We start from the raw sequence: 22350 nt of genomic DNA, 5'->3' as shown, positions 1-22350 counted from the left end.
CGATGAACCCAGCGATACAGGAGGCGGCGATGAACGTTCAGACCGAGGTTCACGTGAACGGGGTGGGCCTGTGCCTGGAGACCTTCGGCGACCATGGCGATCCGGCGGTCCTGCTGATCGGCTCGTCGATGCTCACCTGGCCTGATGACCTGTGCCGGCGGCTCGCGGGCGGCCGGTACGTGATCAGGTACGACATGCGCGACACCGGCCGTTCGGTCTCCTACGGCCACCGCGCCGCGCCGTACACGCTGCGCGATCTCGTGGCCGACGCGATGGGCGTCCTGGACGCGCTGCGCCTGCCCGCCGCGCACGTCGCCGGCTTCTCGGTGGGCGGCTGGATCGCGCAGCTCGCCGCGCTCGACCACCCTGAGAGAGTCACGTCCCTGACACTGATCGGCACCCGGCCCACCGCCCCCGGCCCCGCGGACGCGGACCTGCCCGAACACGACCCGAAGCTCATGGAGCGGATCATGAACGCCCCGGAGCCGGACTGGAACGACCGGGAGAGCGTGATCCGGCATCTGGTGGAGTCCGACCGGGTCTTCGCGGGCGAGGTGCCGATCGACGAGGCGGAGCGGCGCGCGGTGGCCGGGCGCACCTTCGATCGCACGGCCGATGTCGCGGTGAGCCTGACCAACATCGCCTTCATCGACCACGGCGCCCGCTGGCGCGAACGCCTGCCTGAGATCAAGGCGCCCACGCTGGTCCTGCACGGCACGCACGACCCGTTCTTCCCGTACGGCAACGGCGTGGCCCTCGCCCGCGAGATCCCCGGCGCCCGGCTGGTGCCGCTTGCGGGGGTCGGGCACGAACTACCGCGCCGCGCCTGGGACACCCTGCTCGCCGAACTCCTCGCCCACACCGCCGCCGGATGACGGCTCGCGTGGGTGCTCGCGGTCCCAGCGGTCGATGAGGGCGGGGAACTCGCGGCCCATGAAGGCGTACATGTCGCGCATCCGTTCCAGCCTGGCCCGGTTGCCGGAGTCGCGAGCCCGCCCGGGAACGGCTGTGGGCGGTGTCCCAGTCCGCCACCGGCGATCCCACCTGGGCCTGGTGACCGGCGCTGGACACCGGCCCACCGGCCGCCTATTTTGTTTACGGAACGGTACCGTTAACTAATAGGAGGGCTCATGGACACCGACGTTCTGGTGGCCGGGGCGGGGCCGGTGGGCCTGGCACTGGCCTGCGCGCTGCTCCAGCACGGCGTCTCGGTACGGGTGGTGGACAAGGCCCAGGGGCCGGCCACCACGTCGAGGGCCAACTTCGTGCACGCGCGCGGCTCGGAGGTCCTGGACCGGCTCGACGCGCTCGGCGGCCTGGCCGGGGAGTCGCTGCGGGCGATGACGATCACCACGTACGCGGGGGACCGGCCGATGACCCGCATCCGGTTCGGCGACCCCGGGCTGCGCACCGCCGCGCCGCCCATGGTGATCTCCCAGGCCCGGGTGGAGGCGGCGCTGCGCGACCGGCTGGCCGAGCTGGGCGGGCGGCCGGAGTGGAACGCCGGGCTGGTGGCGGCCGAGCAGGACGCCTCCGGCGTGTCCGCGACGCTGGCCGACGGGCGCGTGGTGCGGGCCGGCCGGCTCGTGGGCTGCGACGGTACCGGCAGCACCGTACGCGGGCTGGCCGGCATCGGCTTCCCCGGCGTCAAGGTCAGCGAACGCTTCCTGCTGGTGGACGCCCGCCTGGACACCACGCTGGAGCGCGGGGGGACCAGCGGCTGGGTGCACCCGGACGGCATGCTGGGCGCGATGCCCATGCCCGGCGGCCGGTGGCGGCTGCTCGCGTACGACCCGGCCTTCCGCGAGAGCGGGCCGAGCGAGGAGCAGATCGTCGAGCGCATGCGGCGCATCCTGGCCGAGCGCACCGGCCGGATCGGCGTCCGGCTGCTGGAGGCCGACTGGGCGTCGCTGTTCCAGGTGCATCGCCGGCTGGCCGACACCTACCGGCGCGGACGCGTCCTGCTGGCCGGGGACGCCGCGCACGCGCACGCGCCGTTCGGCGGGCAGGGCATGCTCACCGGGCTCGGCGACGCGGAGAACCTTGCCTGGAAGCTGGCCCTGGTGGCCCAGGGCCGGGCCGGGGAGCGCCTGCTGGACACCTACGAGGCCGAGCGGCGTCCGCTGGCCGCCAAGGTGCTGAGCGGCAGCACCGCGCAAACCAAGATCAATATCGCCGCCGGGCCGGTCGGCCGGTTCCTGCGCGACCAGGTACTGCTGCCGATCTCCAACATCGGACGGCTGCAGCGCTGGGTGACCTACGGGACCTCCCAGCTCTGGGTCAGCTACCACCGCGGCCCGCTGGGCGGTCGCGGCGCACGGCCCCGCCCCGGCGACCGCGTCCCCGACCTCCCCTGCGAACGGCCCGACGGCACCCCCACCCGCCTGCACGCCGAACTACGCGGCCGCTGGGCCGTACTCGGCGGCCCCGCCGCCCTCGAAGCGGCCCGCCCCCGGCTCGGCGACCAGGTGACGCTCCTGCACCCGTCCGGCCACGCGCTGCCCGCTATGCTCGTACGCCCGGACGCCCACCTGGCCTGCAAGGGCGGCCCTGCCGAGCTGGCACGATGGCTGGACGGAGCACTCCATTGACCACTGCCCGAGGCCGCGGACGCCCCCGCGACCCGCAGACCGACGCCGCGATCCTGCGGGCGGCGCTGGAGCTGTTCATCGAACGCGGCGTGGAGGGCACCAGCATCGAGCAGATCGCCAAACGCGCGGGAGTGGGCAAGCTCACCGTCTACCGCCGCTGGAGCGGCAAGGAGGAACTGATCGCCCAGGCCGTCGAACAGACGGTCCCCGCCGACCTCGTCCCCTCCCCGGAGGACGTCGAGACCATGACCCCGCACGAGATCATCGAACGCATCCTCCCCGCGGCGGCGGAGACAACGGCCAGCCCGGAGTTCCGCGCCCTGACCGCCCGCATGATGGGCTCAGCCGTCAGCCATCCGTCCCTGATGGCCGCCTACTGGAAACACCACATCCTCCCCCGCCGCGACCTCGCCATGGCAATGCTCCGCCACGCCCAGCAAAACGGCACGGTCTCCCCGGACGCCGACCCCGACGTCCTGATCGACATGATGGCAGGCGCAGTGACCTGGCGCGTACTCCAACCAGACCCCCCAGACGCCGCAGAAATGCTCCGCTACATCAAGGCCGTTTACCACCAAATCGGCCTCTATCACCCCACCAAAGCCCCCTGACCCCGCCCGCCGGCACGGCACATTCCCGGCGGACGCTGATGGCGGGGCGCGGTGACAAATCGGACGCCGGGAACATGCTGCGCTCTATCGAGGCCGTCCATCACCAGAGCCGCCTCTACCGCCCGTCCGAAGATCCTTGGCCCCCGCTGCGTGCCGTACGCCGTAGCGGAGTACGGCGAGAACGCCTGCCGCCGCCGTAACCCCGCCCAGCAGTACGGCCAGGCCGGTGGCCAGGTGGTAGTGGCCGATCAGGGCCGAACGCCACAGGCGGTAGGGCGTCATCACCGCGTAGTACTCGGCGCACCCGGCGACCAGGGCGATGCCCGACGCAAGTAGCCGAATCCGGACCCTTACGGCGATCGTCACCGCCCAGGGCAGGCCGGCCGCCAGCAGGAGCAGGCCGATGGCCACGGCTTGTGGATCGAAAAAGATCGGTGTGTTCAGTCCCGCCAGGCAGCAGTAGCCTCCGGCCAGCATGGTCAGCGCGGCGAGCGGAAGAGCGGACCGCACCGCCGCGCAGCACAGTGCCGCCAGGGCCGCGGCGAGGGCGGCCAGCAGTGCGATGCCGGGGACCAGCCTGTGGTATCTGCCCGGCGCGTTCAGGGTAACCGCTTTCGCGGCGGCGAACCCCGCCGTGCCCGCCCACCCCAGCCGGTGCCATCCGCCGTCGGCGCTGCGCAGGGCGATCCCGTCCACGCCGTTGGCCACCACCACGGTATGGCCGCCGGGAACGGCCTGCACGGCGATGCCCAGCGACGCGACCTTCCCGGCGTACTTCGGGAATAGGGGTTCGTACCTTCTGACCAGCCTGTCCTGGTCGCCGGGGGAGACCTCCCACGCGGTCGTCCACAGGCCGCCCGCCGATTGCTCGACCTTGAGCAGGCCGGGGACGATCCGGTAGCAGTGGGTCGGCTCGCCGGGTACGCAGGCCGAGGTCTGTACGGCGGGCGGAGGCGGGCTGCCGCTCGCGGCCCATGACCATCCCCCGTCGCCGGAGGCGAAGACCGTTTTCGTGGGGCGGGACTCCTCGCCGCCGCTGACGGCCACGACGATCGCCCCGTCGTGCGTGCCCACCGCGTACGCGCTGTCGGGCAGCATGACGGGCACGCTGTGGGTCGCCGCCACGGCCAGTACGGCGAACGGGATCACGATCACGGCTCGGGCCCGCCGCACGGCACCCGGATACGCGCGGCCCCGCGCCCACCAGGCCACGGCCAGGGCGGGCAACGCGAGCAGGTCGGTCGGGTCGGCGACGACCTGCGCGGGTCCCCAGAGCGCCGACCACGCGTACGTGGCCAGGGCGGCACCGCCGGCAGTGGTCTTGACCAGGGTGAAGGCCGCGCCGGTGAGCGCGATGGACACCAGGGGGCGGCGGATGAGCAGGTCGAGCAGGGGCGGGACGACGATCAGCCCGGCCACATCGCTGAGCTTTCCGCTCACCGGCCCCGGCCACCACACCTTGAACAGGTGATCATTGAGCGGCAGCAGCACCACGGCGAGGACGGTCACGGGGTGACCGATCCAGATCAGGCTCGGTGTCCGCACACTGAGGACATCGGCACGGACGTCCAGCGCGATACCCGGCAATAGGGGATTGTGATCAAGCGCCGAGCCGGAGCGGGGGCGAGGGGCGAGGGGCGAGGGGCGAGGGGCGAGCCTGCCTGGTGTGGGGGCCCCGAGGCTCCCGGTGACCGTGGTCAGGCGGTCTCCATCGACGGGAGATCCGGCGCGAAGCCCGGTGGTACGGGAGTGTGTCCGGCACCGAGTCCGGGACGGAGGTGGGAGGCGGGGTTTCCGTGACGAAGGTGGGGTGATCTGCACCGATGGGAATTCGGCGGGGGAGCCGGTGACAAGAGCTTGTGGTCAGGCGCCGAGTCCGGAGTGGGGGCGGAGTCTGTCTGGTGTGACCGAGGTCGGGGGCCATTACCGATGGGAAATCCGGCTCGGTGGCCGGGGATAGGGGACTGCGGTCAGGTGCCGAACCCGGGTGGGTGGGGGGTGGGCCTGGCCGGCCGGTGGGGTCAGGTGACCTTTACGGAGCGGTCGTCGTCGATTTCGACGGTGAGGTCGGGCTCCTCGTCGGGGCCGTGGGCGTCGGCGTGTTCGGCGCGGGCCGGGAGGAGGAGGGCGGTGATGACCACGGCGACCGACAGGACGGCGCCGATGATGAAGGCGAGGCGCATGCCGTCGAGGGTGGCGGCCACCTGGGTGACCCCGGTGGCCTTCAGGGCCTCGGCGCGGGCGCTCATCACGGTGATGACCAGTGCCGTGCCGAAGGCGGCGGCGACCTGCTGGAGGGTGCTCAGGATGGAGCTGCCGTGGCTGTAGAGGTGCGGGGGGACCGCGCCGAGGCCGAGGGTGAACACCGGGGTGAAGGTCGCGGCCAGGCTGATCATCAGCAGCGCGTGCACGGCGAGCAGCAGCCAGAACGGCGTGGTCATGGTGACCTGGGTGAAGGCGGCCAGCGCGACCATGATCCCGATCGCGCCGGGGATGACCAGCACGCGTCCGCCGAACCGGTCGAACAGCCGGCCGACGGTCGGGCCGAGCAGACCCATCGCGAGGCCGCCGGGCATCACCAGCAGGCCGGTCTGGAGCGGGCTCAGCGCGCGGATGTTCTGGAGGTACAGCGGCAGCAGGATCATCGAGCCGAGCATCGCCATGAAGGCGACCGCCATCAGGATCAGCGCGACCGTGAAGGTGCGGTGGCGCAGCGTGCGAAGGTCCATCAGCGGCGCGCCGCGCTTCTGCAGGAAGATCTGCCGGGCGACGAAGACCGCGATGCTGAGCAGACCGGCCGCCACGATGCCGATGGCGAGGCCGGCGTCGCCGCCCTCGAACTTGCTGAGCCCGTAGACCAGGCCGCCGAACCCGGCCGCGGCGGTCACCACGCTGAACCAGTCGACGGTGCTGAAGTGGGACTCGTCGATGTTCTGGAGCTTCCTGAGACCGCCCCAGGTGATCAAGGCGGCGATGGGGAGCACCACGGCGAACAGCAGCCGCCAGGACCCGAGCTGCAGGATCAACCCCGAGATCGTCGGGCCCATCGCGGGCGCCACCGAGATGGCCAGTGTGACGTTGCCCATCACCCGGCCCCGGTCGGACTCCGGCACGACCTGCATCAGGGTGGTCATCAGCAAGGGCATCATCACCGCGGTGCCGGACGCCTGGATGATCCGGGCGCCGAGCAGCACCTCGAACGACGGCGCGACGGCGGCCAGCGCGGTGCCGAGCAGGAACAGGCCCATCGCCGTGGTGTACGCCTGCCGGGTGGACACCCGCTGCAAGAACCACCCGGTGATGGGGATCACCGCGGCCATGGTCAGCATGAAGGCGGTCGAAAGCCACTGAGCCGTCTGCTCGGTGATGTGCAGCGCCTCCATGAGCTGCGGAATCGCATTGATCATGATCGTCTCATTGAGGATGACCACGAACGTCGCGAGCACCAGCAGCCGGATCACGGCCGGTGTGCGGCCTCGAACGGCGGGGGCGGACGTGACAGGTGGGTCGAGCTGTGGGGAGGACAAGGGAAACCTCGATCAGTGTCGCGGGCATAACGTGTCGTGGCCGGTGGCCCAGCCGTCGGTCTCAATCGGTTGCGGTCGTACAAAAGCCTGCCGGACGCCACCGACAAAACTCATCGACCGCCCTCAGCATTCCGAGTTGTGCCGGGAGATGTCATCTGGATTTAACCGGCGGCAGATGATGATCTTCGGATCGTCTTGAGGGCCGTTCTGCGCCATGGCCCTGGGTGGGCGATGCGGCCCCGTCCTGCCCGCCGAGGGGATCTCCATGCTAGCCAGAGCCGTCCGGCGGCGCGTCGAGGGGATACGGGTGTGGAAGGCCCGCCGAATCACCGCCCGCACGGGCGATGACCGTTGATCGGCGGGAGAAGCGGCGGCCGGTGAGAGAAGAATCACGTTCGCGGGCTCGACGGCCGAAGGCCCCCGAGATCGACTCCGGACCTTACAACCGTCAGGGCGGTCAAAGGGGCCGGTATTTCCCGCGCGCCGAATAATCAGATGTGGCGCGGCAGGCGTGCCGCTAATGTGAGAAGCGGTTCGTGAGGCCTGAGAGACGCGGGTCGAATGGGCGTCGGTTATCTTTCTGAAATAAAGACGCATCCGGCGCCCGCCTCCCATATCCGCGTTCTCTCAGGGCTCATGGGCCGGTCAGAGCCGGTCCCGCCAGGGGCACGGGTCGAATCCGGTCGGTCATCGATTCGGGATCCGGGGGTCGCGAGGTTCGATTCCTCGCCACGAGGGCCACATCCTCGTGTGGCGCAGTGGCAGCGCACCGTCAAAATGCCGGTCGGAATCCCCACATCCGTGCCTCTGGCCGGGCCGGCGAACAGGGCGGCGGGGCCGAATGGAAGGAGCGCATCATGGCGAATGATCCCCTCGCGGGCGTTTCGAGGTTCGCGACGCCGCAGCGGCGGCCCATGCCCGGCCGTCCCGGCCAGGTGCGGAACGCGGCCGGCGGCTACGTGTTCGCCAAGGACCTGTGGGACCGGGTCGAGGACTTCCTGATCCTCGGCACCACCGGCGGCACTTACTACGTGGGCGAGGACAGGCTCACCGAACAGAACGCGGACGTGCTGTTCCAGGCCATCGCCGCCGACGGCCCGCGCGTCGTCGCGCTGCTCACCGACATCTCCACGGCCCGGCCGCCGCGAGCGCCGAAGAACCACCCGGCGCTGTTCGCGCTGGCCGCCTGCTACGCGCGCGGCGACGCGGCCACCCGCCGGGCGGCGAAGTCCGCCCTGGCCAAGGTCGCCAGGACCACTGATCACCTGGCCTCCTTCTTCGGCTACTACAAGAACCTCGGCGGCAAGGCGACCCCGCGCGGCACCGCGCCGGTGACCGGGCGCTCGCTGCGCACCGCGCTCGCGTCGTGGTTCCTCGGCGGCGCCCCCGACGGCGTGGCCTTCCGGGCCTGCAAGGCGCGGCAGCGCAAGACCCCGCAGGGCGAGGCGTTCGACCTGCGCGACGTCCTGCGGATCGCGCACCCGCGGGCCGACTCGCCGCAGCGGCGGACGCTGTTCGGGTGGATCGCCGGAAACGTCAGCGATGACGAGGCACGAGATGAGCTGCCCGCGATCGACCGGTTCTGCACCGCCAAGGCGGTCACCTCGGCGCGCGAGGCGGTCCGGGTGGTCACCGAGGCGCGGGTGCCGTGGGAGTTCCTGCCCGACGCCATGCTGAAGGAGTCGGAGGTGTGGGACGCGCTCGTGGACACCATCGGCATGACGGCGCTCCTTCGCAACCTGGCCCGCATGACCCGGCTCGGCACGCTCAAGCCGATGGCGGCGGCCACGTCGCGGGCGGTGCGGCGGCTCACCGACCGCGAGGCGATCCTGCGCGCCCGCGTCCACCCGATGGACGCCTGGCTCGCCATGCGCGTGTACGCCTGCGGCCGCAGCCGGCCGAACCCGCGCGGCGGCGCGCAGACCTGGACCCCGGTGCCCGCGATCCTCGACGCGCTGGAGCAGACGTACGAGTTGTCCTTCGGCAACGTGGCGCCCTCCGGGCGGCGGCTCCTGGTCGCGGTGGACTCGTCGGGGTCGATGAGCCACCAGAAGGTGTCCGTCGGCGGCTCGCCGATCGGCACGGCGTACGAGGTGGGGTGCGCGATGGCGGTCATGCTGACCCGCGTCGAGCGGGGCGGCGCGCACGTCATCGAGGTCGACACCCGGGTCCACCCGTCCAAGGTGACGCCGCGCACCAACCTGCGCGAGATCGCCGGGTGGCGCCCCTCGGGCGGCGGCACCGACCTGTCGCTGCCGTTCACCTGGGCGCGGCAGGAGCGGCTGGCGGCCGACGGCGTCGTGGTGTTCACCGACAACGAGACCTGGGCGGGCCGCTCGCACGCCGCGCAGGCCCTTCAGGCGTACCGCGACGCGGTCAACCCCGGCGTGCGCGTGGTCGTCGCCGCGATGGTCCCGGTGGGCTACACGATCGGCGACCCGAAGGACGCGGGCGTGCTCAACATGGCGGGGATCGACGCGTCGCTGCCGCTGGTCGTGACCGGTTTCGTACGCTGACCGGTCCGGCCGCCCCGGGCATACGGGCTGTGATCAGCGCACATGGGGCCCGTGACGCCTTTGTGACAGGGAGCCGAAGACATCTCACTGACGGTCGGCGATCGTGTCGGGCATGCTTGCCGAAAGCTAGCAGGAGGCTCGCCATGAAGGCATCGCCGGGCAGATTCCCATCCCACCGCTCCAGCCTGCACATCACCCGCCGGGACCTGCTGACCCGCGGTTCGGCGCTGGCCGGGGGACTGGCCGCCGCCACACTGGTCAGCGGGTGCGGCGGCGGCTCCTCCGGCCCCTCGGGAGGCGGGGGAGGCGACCGCGTGGTGGTGGCCGACTGGGGCGGCGCGCTGGTCGAGGCGGAGAAGAAGTACATCTTCGACCCGTTCAGCAAGGAGACCGGCATCGAAGTGGTGGTGGCCGGGCCGCCGACGGGAGCGCGGATCAAGGCCATGGTCGAGACCGGCACCATCGAGTGGGACGTGATCGCCGGCGGGCCGGGGACCGTGCTGCCGATCGGCCGCGACTACTTCGAGGAACTACCCGACCGGCTGCTCGACATCCCCGGCGTCGATCACTCCTACGTCGACCGCAACTGGCTCACCTATTACCTGTTCTCCGTGGTGCTGGCCTGGAGCACCAAGGCGCCCTGGGCCAAGCGCGGCATGAAGGGCTGGCAGGACTTCTGGGACGTGCAGGCCTTCCCCGGCCGGCGGACGCTGCGCGGCGCCGACAACGGGGTGCCCCCGGACATGGAGTTCGCCCTGCTGGGCGACGGGGTGGTCGCCGACCGGCTCTATCCGCTGGACGTCGAACGCGCCTTCGTCAGTCTGGACCGGCTCAAGCCGCACGTGCCGCAGTGGTGGGTCTCGGGCGCGCAGCCGGGGCAGATGCTGGTCGGCGAGCAGGTGGCGGCGTCGAGCATCTTCTCCGGGCGCGTCGGCGCGCTGAAGAACTCCGGCGCGCCGGTGGACTTCACCTGGAACGGCGGCATGTTCGAGCTGGCGAGCTGGTCGGTGATCAAGGGCGCGCCGCACAAGGAGGCCGCGTTCAAGCTGATGGAGTACTCGCTGCGGCCCGAGGTGCAGGCCGCGGTGTGGAGCAACTACCCCAACGGACCGGCCAACAGCAAGGCCCTGGACCTGATGGACAAGGACTTCGCCAAGACCCTGCCCTCCCACCCGGACAACCTCGAGGTGCAGTTCATGCAGAACGGCGAGTGGTGGGGAGAGCACCGCGACGCCGTGCTGAAGCGCTTCCAGACCTTCGCCGCCACCTGACCGTCACCCGGAGGCGTCGTCGGCGGCCACGCCCTCGACGATGGACAGCACGGTGCCGGTCGGGACGACGCGGGACAGCCGCAGGCCCGCCGCCGCGAACATCCCGGCGAACTCCGCCTCGGTGCGCTCGCGGCCGGGCAGCGCGCCCATCAGCATCACGTCGACGGCCTTGGCCTGGTGCGGGTCGTTGCCCTTGGGAACGACCGCGTCCACCACCAGGACCCGGCCGCCCGGGGCCATCGCCCTGCGGCAGTTGCGCAGGATGGTCACGCCCTGCTCGTCGTTCCAGTCGTGCAGGATGCGCTTGAGCAGGTAGACGTCCGCGTTAGGGACCTCGGTGAAGAAGTCGCCCGCGGCGGTCCGCCAGCGACCGCTGATCTCCGCGCCGGGCGGCCGGTGCCCGGCCAGCACGTGCGTCTCGTCGTACAGCACGCCGTGCAGGCCGGGCCGCCGGGCGAGCACGGCCAGCAGGAAGCCGCCCTGGCCGCCGCCGACGTCGGCCACCACGCCGGACTCGGGGAAGTGGTAGGCGGCGGCGATCGGCCCGTTCTCCCAGTCCGACATCGCCGCCATGCCGTCGTGGAAGGTCGCCGCCGTCTCCGCGTCCTGGGCGAAGTACTCGAAGAACGGCATGCCGAACATGTCATCGAAGACCGTGCCGCCCTTGCGCAGGCAGCGTTCCAGCTCCCCGCTGGACTGCCAGAAGGTCGCGTGGGTGAGCATGAGGATGGCGGACCGCGCGGACAGCGGCACGTCGGAGCGCAGCGCGTGCCCGAGCGAGGTGAGCCGGAAGCGGCCCTCGGCGTCCTCCTCGAAGACGCCGCGCGTCGCCAGCAGGCGCAGCACCCGGTACAGGGCGTCCGCGTCCAGGCCGGTACGCCCGGCCAGGTCGGCCGCGGTGCGCGGCCCGTCCGCGAGGTGGTCGGCGAGCTTGACCGAGGCGACGGCCCGCAGCACGGCCGGGTACAGGTAGCCGAGCGCCTCGCCGATGAGGAAGAAATGAGAATCCCGCTCGGCGCTTTCGGTGCTCATTTCTGTTTCTTCTTCGCGCATGGGACGCCTCCACAGGCTGCGACGCTGCTGAGAACCATTGCCGTGCCAATGGAATCACGCCATGGCGTATGAACATAGGGTGACGAGCGGATGTTCACATATAACCCGAGCATCCGCTTCGTCGCCCGGCCCATGTGCCCGCCCGAATAAGTCAGCTAATTTCCGCTCTTTTCCGGAAATGCGGACACGCTGGGGTCGGTATTAAGGGGAGAGCCGGTTGGGCCCCCGGAACAGGAAGGTGACCTCGCGGATGGAGTCCAGGCCGAGCAGGACCATCAGCACCCGGCCGAGGCCCATGCCCAGGCCGCCGTGCGGCGGGCAGCCGTACCGGAAGCAGTCCAGGTAGTCGCGCAGCGGCCCGGTGCCCATGCCCTTCTCGGCCGCCTGCCGCAGCAGCACGTCGTACCGGTGTTCGCGCTGCGCCCCCGTGGTGATCTCCAGCCCCTTCCACAGCAGGTCGAAGCTGCAGGTGAGGTCCGGCCTGCCCGCGGGCCGCATGTGGTAGAACGGCCGGACGCTCGCCGGGTAGTCGGTGACGAACACGAAGTCGTGCCCGGTCTCGGCCCGGACGTGCGCGGCGATGCCGCGCTCGCCCGCGGGGTCCAGGTCCGCCTTGGCCCCGGCCGGGTCCCAGCCGCCGCGCCGCAGGATCTCCCGCGCCTCGGCCATGGTGACCCGGGGAAACGGTGTCTTCGGGACGGTCACCTCCACCCCGAAGTGCTCCCCGATCGCGTCGGCGTGCGCGTCGGCCACCCTGGCCAGGGCGTGGGCCAGCATGTCCTCCTCGAACGCCATCACCTCCGAAACGCCGCCGATCCACCCGAGTTCGACGTCCACGCCGGTGAACTCGGTGGCGTGCCGAGAGGTGAACGACGGCTCGGCGCGGAAGACCGGCCCGATCTCGAAGACCCGGTCGATGCCCGCCGCGACCGCCATCTGCTTGTAGAACTGCGGCGACTGCGCCAGGTACGCCGAGCGGCCGAAGTAGTCCAGCCGGAACACCTCCGCCCCCGACTCCGAGGCGGTGCCCATGAGTTTCGGCGTGTGCATCTCCACGCACCCGGCGGCGTACGCGTACTCGCGCATCCCCTGTTCCAGCGTGGTCTGCACGGCGTACGCGAGCCGCGCCTCCGGACGCAGCCGCACGTCCAGGAAACGCCAGTCCAGCCGCTGCTCCGGCCCGGTGCGCTCGTCGATGGGCAGCGGCGTCTCCGCGCGGCCCAGCACCTCGATCGACTCGGGCACGACTTCCAGGCCGCCGAGTTTCACGATCGGGTTGGCGGTCACCGTCCCGGTGATCCGCACCGCCGACTCGGCGGTCAGCGACTCAAGGGCGGCTTCGAGCGCGTCGCCGGGGCCGCCGCGCCGGTGGGTGACCTGCACCATGCCGGTGTGGTCGCGGATCACGGCGAACTGCATCCGGCCCTGCAACCGCAGGGTCCGCACCCAGCCGCAGATCGTCACCGTGCGGCCGAGATGTCCGCGCAGGCCGGAGACCGGCACGCGGTTCGTAGGGCGGATCATCGAAAGTCCCTCCAAAGGACCTCGTCATGATCCCTTGGGGGCGTGGGCGATAAGGGTACTCGCGGTGCCACCACGCCTTCGCCGCCACCTCGCGAGGTGGCGGCCTCGTCGTCGCCCGGTAACGGGGGCGGGCCGGCGGAGCATCGGGCCCCCGCCCCTCGCCGGGGCGTGCGGGCCGTTCCTCTCCGCGCTCGGGAGGGTCTTCGCCGTGGGGCGCGGGGCCGCCTTCGCAGCTACCGGCGGCTCTCTACGACCCGCGTGGTCCCGCGGCTACTCGTCTCCGTCAACGCGTTGCCCACCAGGATACGGGATCACCAGGTGGCGCGTACGGCGTCGCGCCGCGCCGGATGCACCGCCGCGGCCAGCTCCGCCGCGGTCGTCTGGAAGACGATCCGCCGCCCGGTCTCGGCCAGCAGCCGCCGCATGCCCTCCTGGTCGATCTGGCCGGGATGGCGCGGATCGAGATGCAGGAAGGTCACCGAGGTCATCAGGCCGATCGCGAGCTGGGCCAGGACGTGCGCCTCGGTCCGGGCCAGCTCCGGGCGCACCGCGGCGACCGTGGTCGTCCACATCCAGATGTAGTCCTGGTGGTGCCCGCCGATCCGCTCGCGGATCTCGTCAGTGAGGTTGCGCCGCTCCTCCAGCCAGATGATGGAAAGGCCGGGCCGCTGCACGCAGAAGGCCGCGTAGCTGTCCAGCAGGTAGTCGAGCGCGCCGCGCGGGGGCAGCGTGGCGGCCTCGGCGGCGGCGGTCTCCATCAACTGCGAGGACAGCTCCAGCACCGCGGTGAGCAGATCCTCCTTGTTGGCGAAGTGCCGGTACACCGCCGGGCCGCTGATGCCCGCCGCCGCCCCGACGTCGGTCGTGGAGGTGTTGCGGTAGCCGGACCTGTGGAACAGGTCCAGCGCCGCGTCGATGAGCATCTCCCGGCGCGGTGTCCTGCCCGGCGGACGTCCTCCGCGACGTGCTTTCCGCTGCTCGGCCATGCAGTGACGGTACCAACCAATCGGGATCGACCGGAGATCAGACGTAGGAGGCGGTCCGGCGGGGCTGGGCCACTTCGACCTCCCGGGCGGCGGCCAGTTCGTGCAGCGCGCCGTGGTAGAGCAGGGAGGCGTCGGTGGCCAGGTTGAGCATGTGGAAGCCCGCCTCGCGGCGGCGGATCACCGTCTGCGCGTCATCGCAGTGGATGCCCGCCACGACGCCGTGCCGCTTGCATCCCTCGGCCAGCGACGTGATCACCGCCTCCTGCTCGGGGTCGTCCTGCTCGCGGCCGAAGCCGAGGGCCAGGTCGTTGGGCCCCACGTAGATCGCGTCCACCCCGGGGACCGACATGATCTCGTCCATGTTGGCGACCCCCTCGGGGGTCTCGATCATGACGGCCACCACGTTGCGGCGGTTGGCCACCGCCGCGCTGTAGTCGGGGACGCGCAGCATGTTGCGGCTCGGCCCCCAGCTCCGGTTGCCCTCCGGCGGGTACTTCGCGGCGGTCACCGCCTGCTCGGCCGCCTCCCGGGTGCTCACCATCGGCACCACGACGCCCTGCGCCCCCGCGTCGAGCGCGCGGGCGATGTGCTCGGGGGAGTTGGAGGGCACCCGTACGAGACCGGGCACCCCGGCGATGGCCAGCCCCTGGAGCAACGTCAGCATGCCCTCGTAGCCGACCAGGCCGTGCTGGCCGTCCACGCAGATCCAGTCGAATCCCGCCCGGCCGAGCAGTTCGGCCTGCAGGTCGCTCGGGGTGACCAGCCAGGTGCCGACGGTCGGCTCGCCCCGCTCCCACAGCTCTCGCAAGGTCATCGGATCGCTTCCCTTCTCTCCGTCACGCGTAGTTGTGATAGACGCTGCGGAGCTGCGTGTACCGCAGGACGCCGTGCTTGCCGTCCTCGCCGCCCAGCCCCGACTCCCGGTGGCCGGAGTGGTGCCCCTGGGCCTGCTCGCCGATCGACCGGTTGACGTACAGCTCGCCGAAGTCGAGGTCGCGTTCGGCGCGCATCGCGATGCGGTGGTCGGCCGTGTAGAGGTAGGCCGACAGCCCGTACCGTGTCTCGTTGGCCAGCTCGAAGGCGCGCTCCAGCGTGTCCACCTTGGCGATCGGGGTGACCGGGCCGAACACCTCCTCGCGCATGATGTGCATACCCGGTTCGACATCGACCAGCACGGTCGGCGCGACCCAGAATCCGCGCTCGAAGGCGTCGCCGTCCGGCCGCCCGCCGCCCAGCACGACGCGCGCGCCCTCCGCCTTGGCCCGCTCGATCGCGCCGATCGACTTGTCCCGCTGGGCCGCCCCGGCCAGCGGGCCGAGTTCGACCTCGGTCAGCGGGTCGCCGACCCGCAGGTGCCCGACCAGCGCGGTGTACCGGGCCACGAACTCCTCGAACACCGACTCGTGCACGAACACCCGCTCGGCGCTGGTGCAGACCTGCCCGCCGTTGAAGTGGCGGGCCATCGCCACCGCCGGAACGGCGGAGTCCAGGTCGGCGTCGGCCCAGACGATCGCCGGGGCCTTGCCGCCCAGCTCCAGGGAGACCCTGGTCAGGTTGGCCGCGGCCGCCGCCATCACCTTCTTGCCGGTGTCGCGGTGGCCGGTGAGGGTGACCAGCCCGGTACGCGGGCTGGTGACCAGCGCGAGCCCGGTCTCCGGGCCGCCGGTCACCAGGTTGAGCAGGCCCGGCGGCAGATCGACCGCCTCGGCGATCATCCGGACCAGCGCGATCGAGGACAGCGGAGCCAGCTCGCTCGGCTTGACCACGACGGCGTTGCCCGCGACGAGCGCCGGGGCGATCTTGCGGACCAGCAGCGCCACCGGGGCGTTCCAGGCGGTCACCGCCGCCACCACGCCGATCGGCACCCGGTTGAGGTGGATGACCTCGTCGGCGTTGTCGCTCGGCAGGATCTCGCCTTCGATCCGGCGGTCCCAGCCGGCCGTGTAGTCGGCGAGCTGCGCGGCCATCGCGATCTCGGCGTGCGAGATGGCCAGCGGCTTGCCGACCTCGGCCGTCTGCAGCTCGGCCAGCTCGGTGGCGTTCGCGCGGATGACGTCGCCGATCGCCCGTACCAGCGCGCCGCGCACGCCGCCGGGGGCCCGGCCCCACTCGCGCTGCGCGCGCTGCGCGGCCGCCAGGGCCTCCTCCACCTCCTCGGGCGTGGCGCTCGGGACGGTGGCGATGACGTCTTCGGTGGCGGGGTTGATCACGGGGATCGCGGGCCCGCCGCCCCGCCGCCAGGAGCCGGCGATGTACAGCCCGGCCTCGCTGCCGATGTGAGTCGCGGTCATCTGGGTCTCCTTCAGCTTCCGCTCAGCCAGGCGGCGGGATTGCGCTCCAGCATCTCGTCGATCTGGTCGTGGCCGACGCCGAGTTCGGCCAGGCGCGGGAGCACGGTCTCGAACAGCAGGGTCATCGACCATGCCGGGGCGAACAGGGCGAGCTTGTCGGCCGGAACCCAGTCGTTGAAGGCCGAGTAGTCCTGGGACAGCATCATCCGGCCGGTGTGGCCGCGGGCGCACAGCTTGGCGACGGTCGCCGCCCGCCGTTCGAGGGACAGCAGGCCCTCGACGCCGAAGCGGTCCATGCCGATCCACACGCCGAGGTCGAGCAGTTCCTCGATGTAGCCGAGGTCGTCGCTGTCGCCGGTGTGCGCGATCTGCACCGCGCGCAGGTCCACGCCCTCCTCGCGGAAGATGCGGGCCTGTTCCAGGCCGGTGCGGGTGGCCGCGTGCGAGTGCGCCATGATCGGCCGGCCGGTGCGCAGGTGGGCCCTGGCCGACGCGCGGAGCACCTTCTCCACGTCGGGCGTGATGCCCGGTTCGTCGGTCGCGCACTTGATGAACGCGGCCTTGATCGAGGTGCCCTGGATGCCCTGCTCGATGTCGTGCACGAGCGCGTCGGCGAGGGCGTCGGCGTCGCGCCACTGGAAGTAGGGCGGCAGCACGTTGTAGGTGTACAGGCCGGTGGCCACGACCAGGTTGACGCCGGTCTCCGCGGCGACCCGGGCGTGGAAGGCCACGTCGCGGCCGAGCATCGCCACGCACGGGTCGATGATCGTGCGCACGCCGTGGGCCTGCACCCCGCGGACGGTCTCCACCGCCGCGGTGTACATGGCCTCCCGGTCGTACAGGTGAGGGAACTGGGTGAGCAGCGGTTCGCTCACCGTGAGCAGTTGTTCGTGGGCGAGGGTACGGCCGAGCTCGGTGTGCTCGACCGGCCCCGCGACGGTTTCGATCAATGTCATGCCGGTACCTCTTCTCCGCTCACCTGGCGGTCTGGCCGCCGTCCACCACGAGACTCGCCGCGGTGATGAAACTCGCCGAGTCCGAGGCCAGGAAGACCACCGCCTCGGCCACCTCCTCCGGGCCGCCGACCCGGCGCAGCATGGCCTCCCCGCCGACCGCCGGGTGTACGTCGGCCCCGGCCCGGTCCAGGCCCATCGTCGCCCCGAGGTACGCCTCGTTGGGCGGCGTCCAGATCGTGCCGGGGCAGACCGCGTTCACCCGGACCCCGTCGGCGGCGAGGTCGAGGGCGAGGCCGCGGGTCAGGCTCTGCAGCGCGCCCTTGCCCGCGCTGTAGGTGATCCGGTCGGGCTGGGCGATGAGCGCGGAGATGGAGGAGATGTTCACGATCGCCCCGCCGCCCTGCTCGCGCATGTACGGCAGCGCGTGCTTGGCGCACAGCGCGTAGCCGAAGACGTTGGTGGCGAACGCCCGCCCCCACTCCTCCGGGGTCGCCTCGACGCCCTTGGCCACCAGCGCCACGGCGCTGTTGACCAGGATGTCCAGCCGGCCGAACCGGGTCGCGGCGGCCCGCATCAGCCCGTTGATCTGCTGTTCGTCGCTGACGTCCGCGCGGACGAACAGCGCCCGCTCGCCGAGCAGGCTCTCGGCCTTGCGCCCGGCCTCCTCGTCGATGTCGGCGATGGCGACCGAGACGCCTCGTTCGGCGAACGCCGCCGCGGTGGCGAGACCGATGCCGGACGCGCCCCCGGTGATGACGGCCACCTTGCCCGTCAGACCTTTCACCGTCATGCTCCTGTCTGATCTGCCCTGGGCCGCGTCAGGCGAGCGGGCCGGGGTTCTTGCGGTAGCGCAGGACGCCGTCCACCGCCCGGTAGGCGAGCGCGCCCACGGTGCCGGTGGGGTTGTAGCCGGCGTTCTGCGGGAATGCGGACGCGCCGACCACGAAGGTGTTCGGGAAGTCCCACATCTGCAGGTAGTTGTTGACGGCCGAGGTGCGCGGGTCGGCGCCCATGATCACGCCACCGGTGTTGTGGGTGGACTGGTATGAGTTGCCGTCGTAGTGCTCGGCGAGCACGCCACCGGCCACGAACGAGTCGGGGTTCATCGCGGTGGCGATCTCCTTGAGCTTCTCGCCCAGGTAGGCGACCATCTTGCGCTCGTTCGGCTCCCAGTCGAAGGTGATGCGCACCAGCGGCAGGCCGTAGGCGTCCCGGTAGTTGGGGTCGAGGCTGAGGTAGTGGCCCCGGTAGGCGGGGCTCTCGCCCTGCGCGCCGATGATCAGCGAGTGCGCGTAGTGCTTGCGGATCGCCTTCTTCCACTCAAGGCCCCAGGTCGGGGTGCCGGGCGGGGCGAGGACCGCGTTGATCGGCGTCGTCGGGTTGCTGCCGACCTTGATCAGGCCGCCGCCGATGAAGCCGAGCCCGGTGTGGTCGAAGTTGTCGCCGTTGAGGTCGTCGATGGCGATGGCGCTGCCACAGGCGACCATGTACGGCTTGAAGTCCTTGTCCTTGAAGTAGGCCATCGCGCCCGCGCCGTCGGACTGGTAGCAGTAGTTGCGGCCGATGACGCCCTCGCCGGTGGCCGGGTCGTACGGCTTGCCCATCTTGGACAGCAGCAGCAGCCGGCAGTTGTTCAGGGTGAAGGCGGTGAGCACCACGACGTCGGCGGGCTGGTCGCGGACCGCGCCGCTGGCGTCGTAGTAGCGCACGCCGGTGGCCCGCCCGCCGTCGTGCAGGATCTCGATCACCTGGGCGTTGGTGCGCAGCTCGAACCGGCCGGTCTTCTGGGCGGTGGGGATCACCGTCAGCGTCGGGTCGCTCTTGGCGCCGATGTGGCAGCCGAAGTGCCCGGTGAAGCCGCAGTAGGTGCAGCCGGGCCGGGACATGCCGTCCGGGTTGGTGTACGGCTTGGACAGCGCGCCCGCGGGACCGGGGAACGGCTTGTAGCCCACCTTGGCCGCGGCCTCGCGGAACACCGACCCGGCGTAGGACTCGATCAGCGGCGGGAGCGGGAAGTCACGGCTGCGCGGCCCCTCGAACGGGTTGCCGCCGGGCACCTTGGTGCCCTTGATGTTGCCCGCCTTGCCGCTGATGCCCGCCATGTACTCGAACTTGTCGTAGTACGGCTCCAGGTCGTCGTAGGTGATGCCCCAGTCCTGGATCGTCATGTCGGCGGGGATCGCGCCCGCGCCGTAGCGTGCGATCGTGCGGCTGCGGATCTCGAAGTCCCTGGGGTTGAACCGCCAGGTCTGCCCGGCCCAGGACACCCCCGAGCCGCCCACGCCGTAGGCGGGCGCGAACGAGCCGAGCCTGCGGATCGGCAGGGCGCGGTCGTTGACGTCGTGCCGCAGTGTCCAGGTCTCGGACGCGACGTTCTGCATCAGCTCGCGGTCCACCGCGTACCGCAGCTCGTCGTGCCCGTGCGCGAAGTCCTCGACGCCGCGCGGCCCGCCGCGCTCCAGACCCACCACGCTCAGCCCGGCCTTGGCCAGCTCGGCGGCCATGATCCCGCCCGCCCAGCCCACTCCGACGCAGACCACGTCGACCTTCGGCAGCGTCGTTCGCCCGGCCATCTACCGGACTCCCTTCGGATAGACGTTGTACGGCTCGTTCCAGCGGCCGATGAGCCCGCCGTACCGGTCGCCGTAGGCCACCGGGTCGCCGGGGAAGCCCAGCCAGAGCCAGCCGACCATGTCGCGGTTGCCGTCGTGCATGGGGTCGCAGAACAGCCCCTCGGTGACGTTGCGCAGGAACATCGCGAAGAACGAGGCCGAGGTGAACCCGTGCGCGCCGGTCGCCAGCCCGAGATCGACCTGGCCCTTCTCCAGCGCGGTCATCACCGCGTCCTGCTGGGCGGTGGTCAGCGCGGGGAACGCCTTGCCGGCGTACTTCGTCCTGCAGTACGTGTCGATCGCCCGCAGCGCGCGCTCGTAGACCTCGCGCGGGGTGAGCGGGAGCTGGTAGCCGTGCCCTTCGTGCTCCGGCTCGAAGAACGGCCCCCGGAGGTACATCCGGTCGCCGTCGCCCCAGGCCCCGGCGAGCCGTCCGTCGATGTAGTGGGTCACGCCCGCCTCGGCCGCGCCGTCGCCGTCGGGGTCTGCGGGAAAGACGCGCTCGGCCATCGCGGTCACCGTCGCCGCCTCGGCATCGGTGAGCACCCGCAGCGGCGGGGGCGGGTCGTCCAGCACCTTGGTCGTGGGCGGCTTGGGCTTGCGCTCCGCGAGCGCGCTGCCGCCGGTCACGACGCCGCCGACGCCGATCGCGCCGCCCGCGACCACCCCGCCCGCGGTGGACAACAGGGCCCGGCGTGAGGGCACGGACCGCCCGTCGCCGCCCTCGTCCGGCTCAGCTGACATTTCCGGTCTCCTTGGTGTCCGCTTCGGTGGCCTGCCGCCAGGCGTCGGCCAGGCCGTTCATGCTGAACTGCGGCGAGCGCATCCAGCCGATCAGCTTCTGCTCCTGGGCGACGATCCGGTCGGCCGCGGCCGGTACGTCGGCGGCGATCTCGGCGGGCACCACGAGGACGCCGTGCTGGTCGGCGTGGATGATGTCGCCCGGCCGCACGGTGAGGCCGCCGATCCGCACCGGCTCGCCCGCCGACTCCACGCGCACGTTGGCGTGGGAGACCCCGACGCTGCCGGAGAAGAAGCGGAAGCCCAGGTCGTGGGCCTCGGTCAGGTCGCGCACGCAGCCGTTGGTGACCGCGCCCAGGCAGTCCAGCTTGGTGAACAGGTTGGCTGACACCTCGCCCCACAGTGATCCGTGGCCCGGCTGGTCATCGAGGTCCTGGACGACGACGACGCGCGGCCCCGGCACCTGGACCAGGTGCGCGACCAGCGGCTCCACGCCGTAGTCGTGCTCCGGCGTGCCGCGCCCCCGGATGGTGGCCGTGGCGGCGTAGCCGACCATGACCCCGAGGTCGGGGAACACGCAGCGGATCTCGGAACTGGCGAAGCCCTCGTCGCGCGAGCGGATGTCGAACGTCTCGATGGCGTTGCACACCGTCGGGGTGTCGTAGCGGGCGAGCGCCGCCAGCACGTTGTCGGTCATTAGTTCTCCTGCTGGGGACGAGCGGTGTTGACGACGTTGAACGGCGGCTCGCCGGAAAGGACGCGGCGGATGTTGGCCGCGACGATGGCGAGCACGCGTTCGTTGGCGTCACGGGTGAACGCCGCCGCGTGCGGCGTCATGAAGACGTTCTCCAGGCGGCGCAGCTCGGAGTCGGCCGGGAGCGGTTCGGTGGCGAAGACGTCGAGCGCGGCGGCGGCGAGCCTGCCGGACTTCAGCGCCGCGATCAGGGCCTCCTCGTCCACGACCGGGCCGCGGCTGCTGTTGATCAGGTAGGCGCCCTGCTTCATCCGCTCGATGGCCGCGGTGTCGATCAGCCCGCGGGTCGAGGCGTCCAGCGGAACGTGCACCGAGACGACGTCGGAGCGGGCCAGCACCTCGTTCAGCTCGCAGGACTCCGCGCCGGTGACGCTGCGCGGCACCACGTCGTAGAAGAGGACGCGGGAGCCGAACGCGCGCAGCCGGTCGGCGACCGCGCCGCCGGTGTTGCCAACGCCGACCAGACCCACGGTCAGCGCGCCCAGCTCCCGGCCCAGCATCTTGAGCATCGGCCACTCGCCCGCGCGCATCTGCCGATCGCCCCAGGCCCCGTGCCTGATCAGGTTGAGGACCGCCATGACGACCCAGTCGGCGACCGAGTCGAGGTTGTACCCGGCGCTGTTGGACACCGGGATGCCGAGCCGGGCGGCGCTCTCCACGTCGATCCCGTCGAAGCCGACGGACGGCTGCTGGACCAGGCGGCAGCGCCGCATGGCGGCGAGGATGCCGGCGTCGAGGTGATAGCGGTGCAGGCCGTCACCGATCACGATGTCGGCGTCGGCCACGGCGGCGCGCACCTCCTCGGGGGTGGAGCCGCCGGGCAGGACCACGGCTTCGACGTCGAAGCCCTTCGCCAGGCCGCGCACCTGATCTTCGGTGAGCGGGCTCAGGCACACGATTCGGGACATCATCACCTC

Annotated in this window: 18 protein-coding genes; 5 read left to right on the top strand and 13 right to left on the bottom strand. The window is 71.4% G+C overall.

The window, feature by feature from the left end; genetic code table 11:
• Positions 1-29: 29 nt before the first annotated feature.
• From DP939_RS20715 to DP939_RS20705, 3 genes are all read left to right on the top strand, one after another.
• Positions 30-875, top strand: coding sequence for an alpha/beta fold hydrolase (locus DP939_RS20715; protein ID WP_113982379.1), 846 nt, complete (start codon positions 30-32; stop codon positions 873-875).
• A 255-nt stretch (positions 876-1130) separates the two neighbouring features.
• Positions 1131-2591 carry an FAD-dependent monooxygenase gene (locus DP939_RS20710; protein WP_113982378.1) on the top strand — a complete coding sequence of 487 codons (1461 nt, stop codon included), beginning with the start codon at positions 1131-1133 and terminating at the stop codon, positions 2589-2591.
• Entirely contained in the window at positions 2588-3202 is a 615-nt protein-coding gene (locus DP939_RS20705; protein WP_199565297.1) for a TetR/AcrR family transcriptional regulator, read from the top strand. The genes DP939_RS20710 and DP939_RS20705 overlap by 4 nt, the downstream gene beginning before the upstream one ends.
• Positions 3203-3286: 84 nt before the next feature.
• On the opposite strand, the gene DP939_RS47025 is transcribed toward DP939_RS20705, so the two are convergent.
• Complete coding sequence (locus DP939_RS47025) at positions 3287-4789, bottom strand: hypothetical protein (protein WP_199565296.1); 1503 nt, start codon at positions 4787-4789, stop codon at positions 3287-3289.
• 434 nt (positions 4790-5223) lie between these two features.
• Positions 5224-6729 carry an MDR family MFS transporter gene (locus DP939_RS20695; protein WP_225878396.1) on the bottom strand — a complete coding sequence of 502 codons (1506 nt, stop codon included), beginning with the start codon at positions 6727-6729 and terminating at the stop codon, positions 5224-5226.
• Positions 6730-7586: 857 nt separating this feature from the next.
• Here DP939_RS20695 and DP939_RS20690 point away from each other — a divergent pair.
• Positions 7587-9245: a TROVE domain-containing protein gene (locus DP939_RS20690; RefSeq protein WP_113982375.1), complete on the top strand. Its 1659-nt coding sequence runs from the start codon at positions 7587-7589 to the stop codon at positions 9243-9245.
• A 143-nt stretch (positions 9246-9388) separates the two neighbouring features.
• Entirely contained in the window at positions 9389-10516 is a 1128-nt protein-coding gene (locus DP939_RS20685) for an ABC transporter substrate-binding protein (RefSeq protein WP_113982374.1), read from the top strand.
• A gap of 3 nt (positions 10517-10519) precedes the next feature.
• Here the strand turns inward: DP939_RS20685 and DP939_RS20680 are convergent, their stop codons facing one another.
• The 11 genes from DP939_RS20680 to DP939_RS20630 all read right to left on the bottom strand — a co-directional run bounded on the left by DP939_RS20680 (position 10520) and on the right by DP939_RS20630 (position 22344).
• Positions 10520-11548: an ArsR family transcriptional regulator gene (locus tag DP939_RS20680; RefSeq protein ID WP_199565295.1), complete on the bottom strand. Its 1029-nt coding sequence runs from the start codon at positions 11546-11548 to the stop codon at positions 10520-10522.
• A 222-nt stretch (positions 11549-11770) separates the two neighbouring features.
• Complete coding sequence (gene aspS / locus DP939_RS20675) at positions 11771-13093, bottom strand: aspartate--tRNA(Asn) ligase (RefSeq protein WP_113982372.1); 1323 nt, start codon at positions 13091-13093, stop codon at positions 11771-11773.
• A gap of 311 nt (positions 13094-13404) precedes the next feature.
• A complete protein-coding gene (locus DP939_RS20670; RefSeq protein ID WP_113982371.1) occupies positions 13405-14079 on the bottom strand; it encodes a TetR/AcrR family transcriptional regulator in 675 nt (224 codons plus the stop codon).
• Positions 14080-14116: 37 nt separating this feature from the next.
• Positions 14117-14893, bottom strand: coding sequence for an HpcH/HpaI aldolase family protein (locus tag DP939_RS20665; RefSeq protein WP_113982370.1), 777 nt, complete (start codon positions 14891-14893; stop codon positions 14117-14119).
• 22 nt (positions 14894-14915) lie between these two features.
• Positions 14916-16370 carry an aldehyde dehydrogenase family protein gene (locus DP939_RS20660; protein WP_113982369.1) on the bottom strand — a complete coding sequence of 485 codons (1455 nt, stop codon included), beginning with the start codon at positions 16368-16370 and terminating at the stop codon, positions 14916-14918.
• Between the two features lie 11 nt (positions 16371-16381).
• Positions 16382-17326: a phosphotriesterase family protein gene (locus DP939_RS20655; protein WP_113982368.1), complete on the bottom strand. Its 945-nt coding sequence runs from the start codon at positions 17324-17326 to the stop codon at positions 16382-16384.
• A gap of 19 nt (positions 17327-17345) precedes the next feature.
• On the bottom strand, positions 17346-18110 hold the full coding sequence (locus tag DP939_RS20650; RefSeq protein ID WP_199565294.1) for an SDR family NAD(P)-dependent oxidoreductase: 765 nt from the start codon (positions 18108-18110) through the stop codon (positions 17346-17348).
• Between the two features lie 34 nt (positions 18111-18144).
• On the bottom strand, positions 18145-19899 hold the full coding sequence (locus tag DP939_RS20645) for a GMC family oxidoreductase (protein WP_113982366.1): 1755 nt from the start codon (positions 19897-19899) through the stop codon (positions 18145-18147).
• A complete protein-coding gene (locus DP939_RS20640; protein ID WP_113982365.1) occupies positions 19900-20682 on the bottom strand; it encodes a gluconate 2-dehydrogenase subunit 3 family protein in 783 nt (260 codons plus the stop codon).
• Positions 20672-21376 carry an RraA family protein gene (locus DP939_RS20635; RefSeq protein ID WP_113982364.1) on the bottom strand — a complete coding sequence of 235 codons (705 nt, stop codon included), beginning with the start codon at positions 21374-21376 and terminating at the stop codon, positions 20672-20674. The genes DP939_RS20640 and DP939_RS20635 overlap by 11 nt, the downstream gene beginning before the upstream one ends.
• Positions 21376-22344 carry an NAD(P)-dependent oxidoreductase gene (locus DP939_RS20630; protein ID WP_113982363.1) on the bottom strand — a complete coding sequence of 323 codons (969 nt, stop codon included), beginning with the start codon at positions 22342-22344 and terminating at the stop codon, positions 21376-21378. The genes DP939_RS20635 and DP939_RS20630 overlap by 1 nt, the downstream gene beginning before the upstream one ends.
• Positions 22345-22350: the final 6 nt, after the last annotated feature.

The sequence above is a fragment of the Spongiactinospora rosea genome, from assembly GCF_003315795.1.
GTDB classification, from domain to species: Bacteria; Actinomycetota; Actinomycetes; order Streptosporangiales; family Streptosporangiaceae; genus Spongiactinospora; species Spongiactinospora rosea.
The sequence above is the reverse complement of the archived record's forward strand: the minus strand, read 5'-3'. Positions and strand labels throughout refer to the sequence as shown.

What these genes read in the sequence shown, in the direction of transcription:
- DP939_RS20660 (WP_113982369.1), bottom strand. Translation starts at nt 16,370, where the DNA reads ATGACCGCGACTCACATCGGCAGCGAGGCCGGGCTGTACATCGCCGGC.
- DP939_RS20715 (WP_113982379.1), top strand. Translation starts at nt 30, where the DNA reads ATGAACGTTCAGACCGAGGTTCACGTGAACGGGGTGGGCCTGTGCCTG.
- aspS (WP_113982372.1), bottom strand. Translation starts at nt 13,093, where the DNA reads ATGATCCGCCCTACGAACCGCGTGCCGGTCTCCGGCCTGCGCGGACAT.
- DP939_RS20710 (WP_113982378.1), top strand. Translation starts at nt 1,131, where the DNA reads ATGGACACCGACGTTCTGGTGGCCGGGGCGGGGCCGGTGGGCCTGGCA.
- DP939_RS20640 (WP_113982365.1), bottom strand. Translation starts at nt 20,682, where the DNA reads ATGTCAGCTGAGCCGGACGAGGGCGGCGACGGGCGGTCCGTGCCCTCA.
- DP939_RS20655 (WP_113982368.1), bottom strand. Translation starts at nt 17,326, where the DNA reads ATGACATTGATCGAAACCGTCGCGGGGCCGGTCGAGCACACCGAGCTC.
- DP939_RS20665 (WP_113982370.1), bottom strand. Translation starts at nt 14,893, where the DNA reads ATGACCTTGCGAGAGCTGTGGGAGCGGGGCGAGCCGACCGTCGGCACC.
- DP939_RS20670 (WP_113982371.1), bottom strand. Translation starts at nt 14,079, where the DNA reads ATGGCCGAGCAGCGGAAAGCACGTCGCGGAGGACGTCCGCCGGGCAGG.
- DP939_RS20630 (WP_113982363.1), bottom strand. Translation starts at nt 22,344, where the DNA reads ATGATGTCCCGAATCGTGTGCCTGAGCCCGCTCACCGAAGATCAGGTG.
- DP939_RS20680 (WP_199565295.1), bottom strand. Translation starts at nt 11,548, where the DNA reads ATGAGCACCGAAAGCGCCGAGCGGGATTCTCATTTCTTCCTCATCGGC.
- DP939_RS20685 (WP_113982374.1), top strand. Translation starts at nt 9,389, where the DNA reads ATGAAGGCATCGCCGGGCAGATTCCCATCCCACCGCTCCAGCCTGCAC.
- DP939_RS20690 (WP_113982375.1), top strand. Translation starts at nt 7,587, where the DNA reads ATGGCGAATGATCCCCTCGCGGGCGTTTCGAGGTTCGCGACGCCGCAG.
- DP939_RS20635 (WP_113982364.1), bottom strand. Translation starts at nt 21,376, where the DNA reads ATGACCGACAACGTGCTGGCGGCGCTCGCCCGCTACGACACCCCGACG.
- DP939_RS20645 (WP_113982366.1), bottom strand. Translation starts at nt 19,899, where the DNA reads ATGGCCGGGCGAACGACGCTGCCGAAGGTCGACGTGGTCTGCGTCGGA.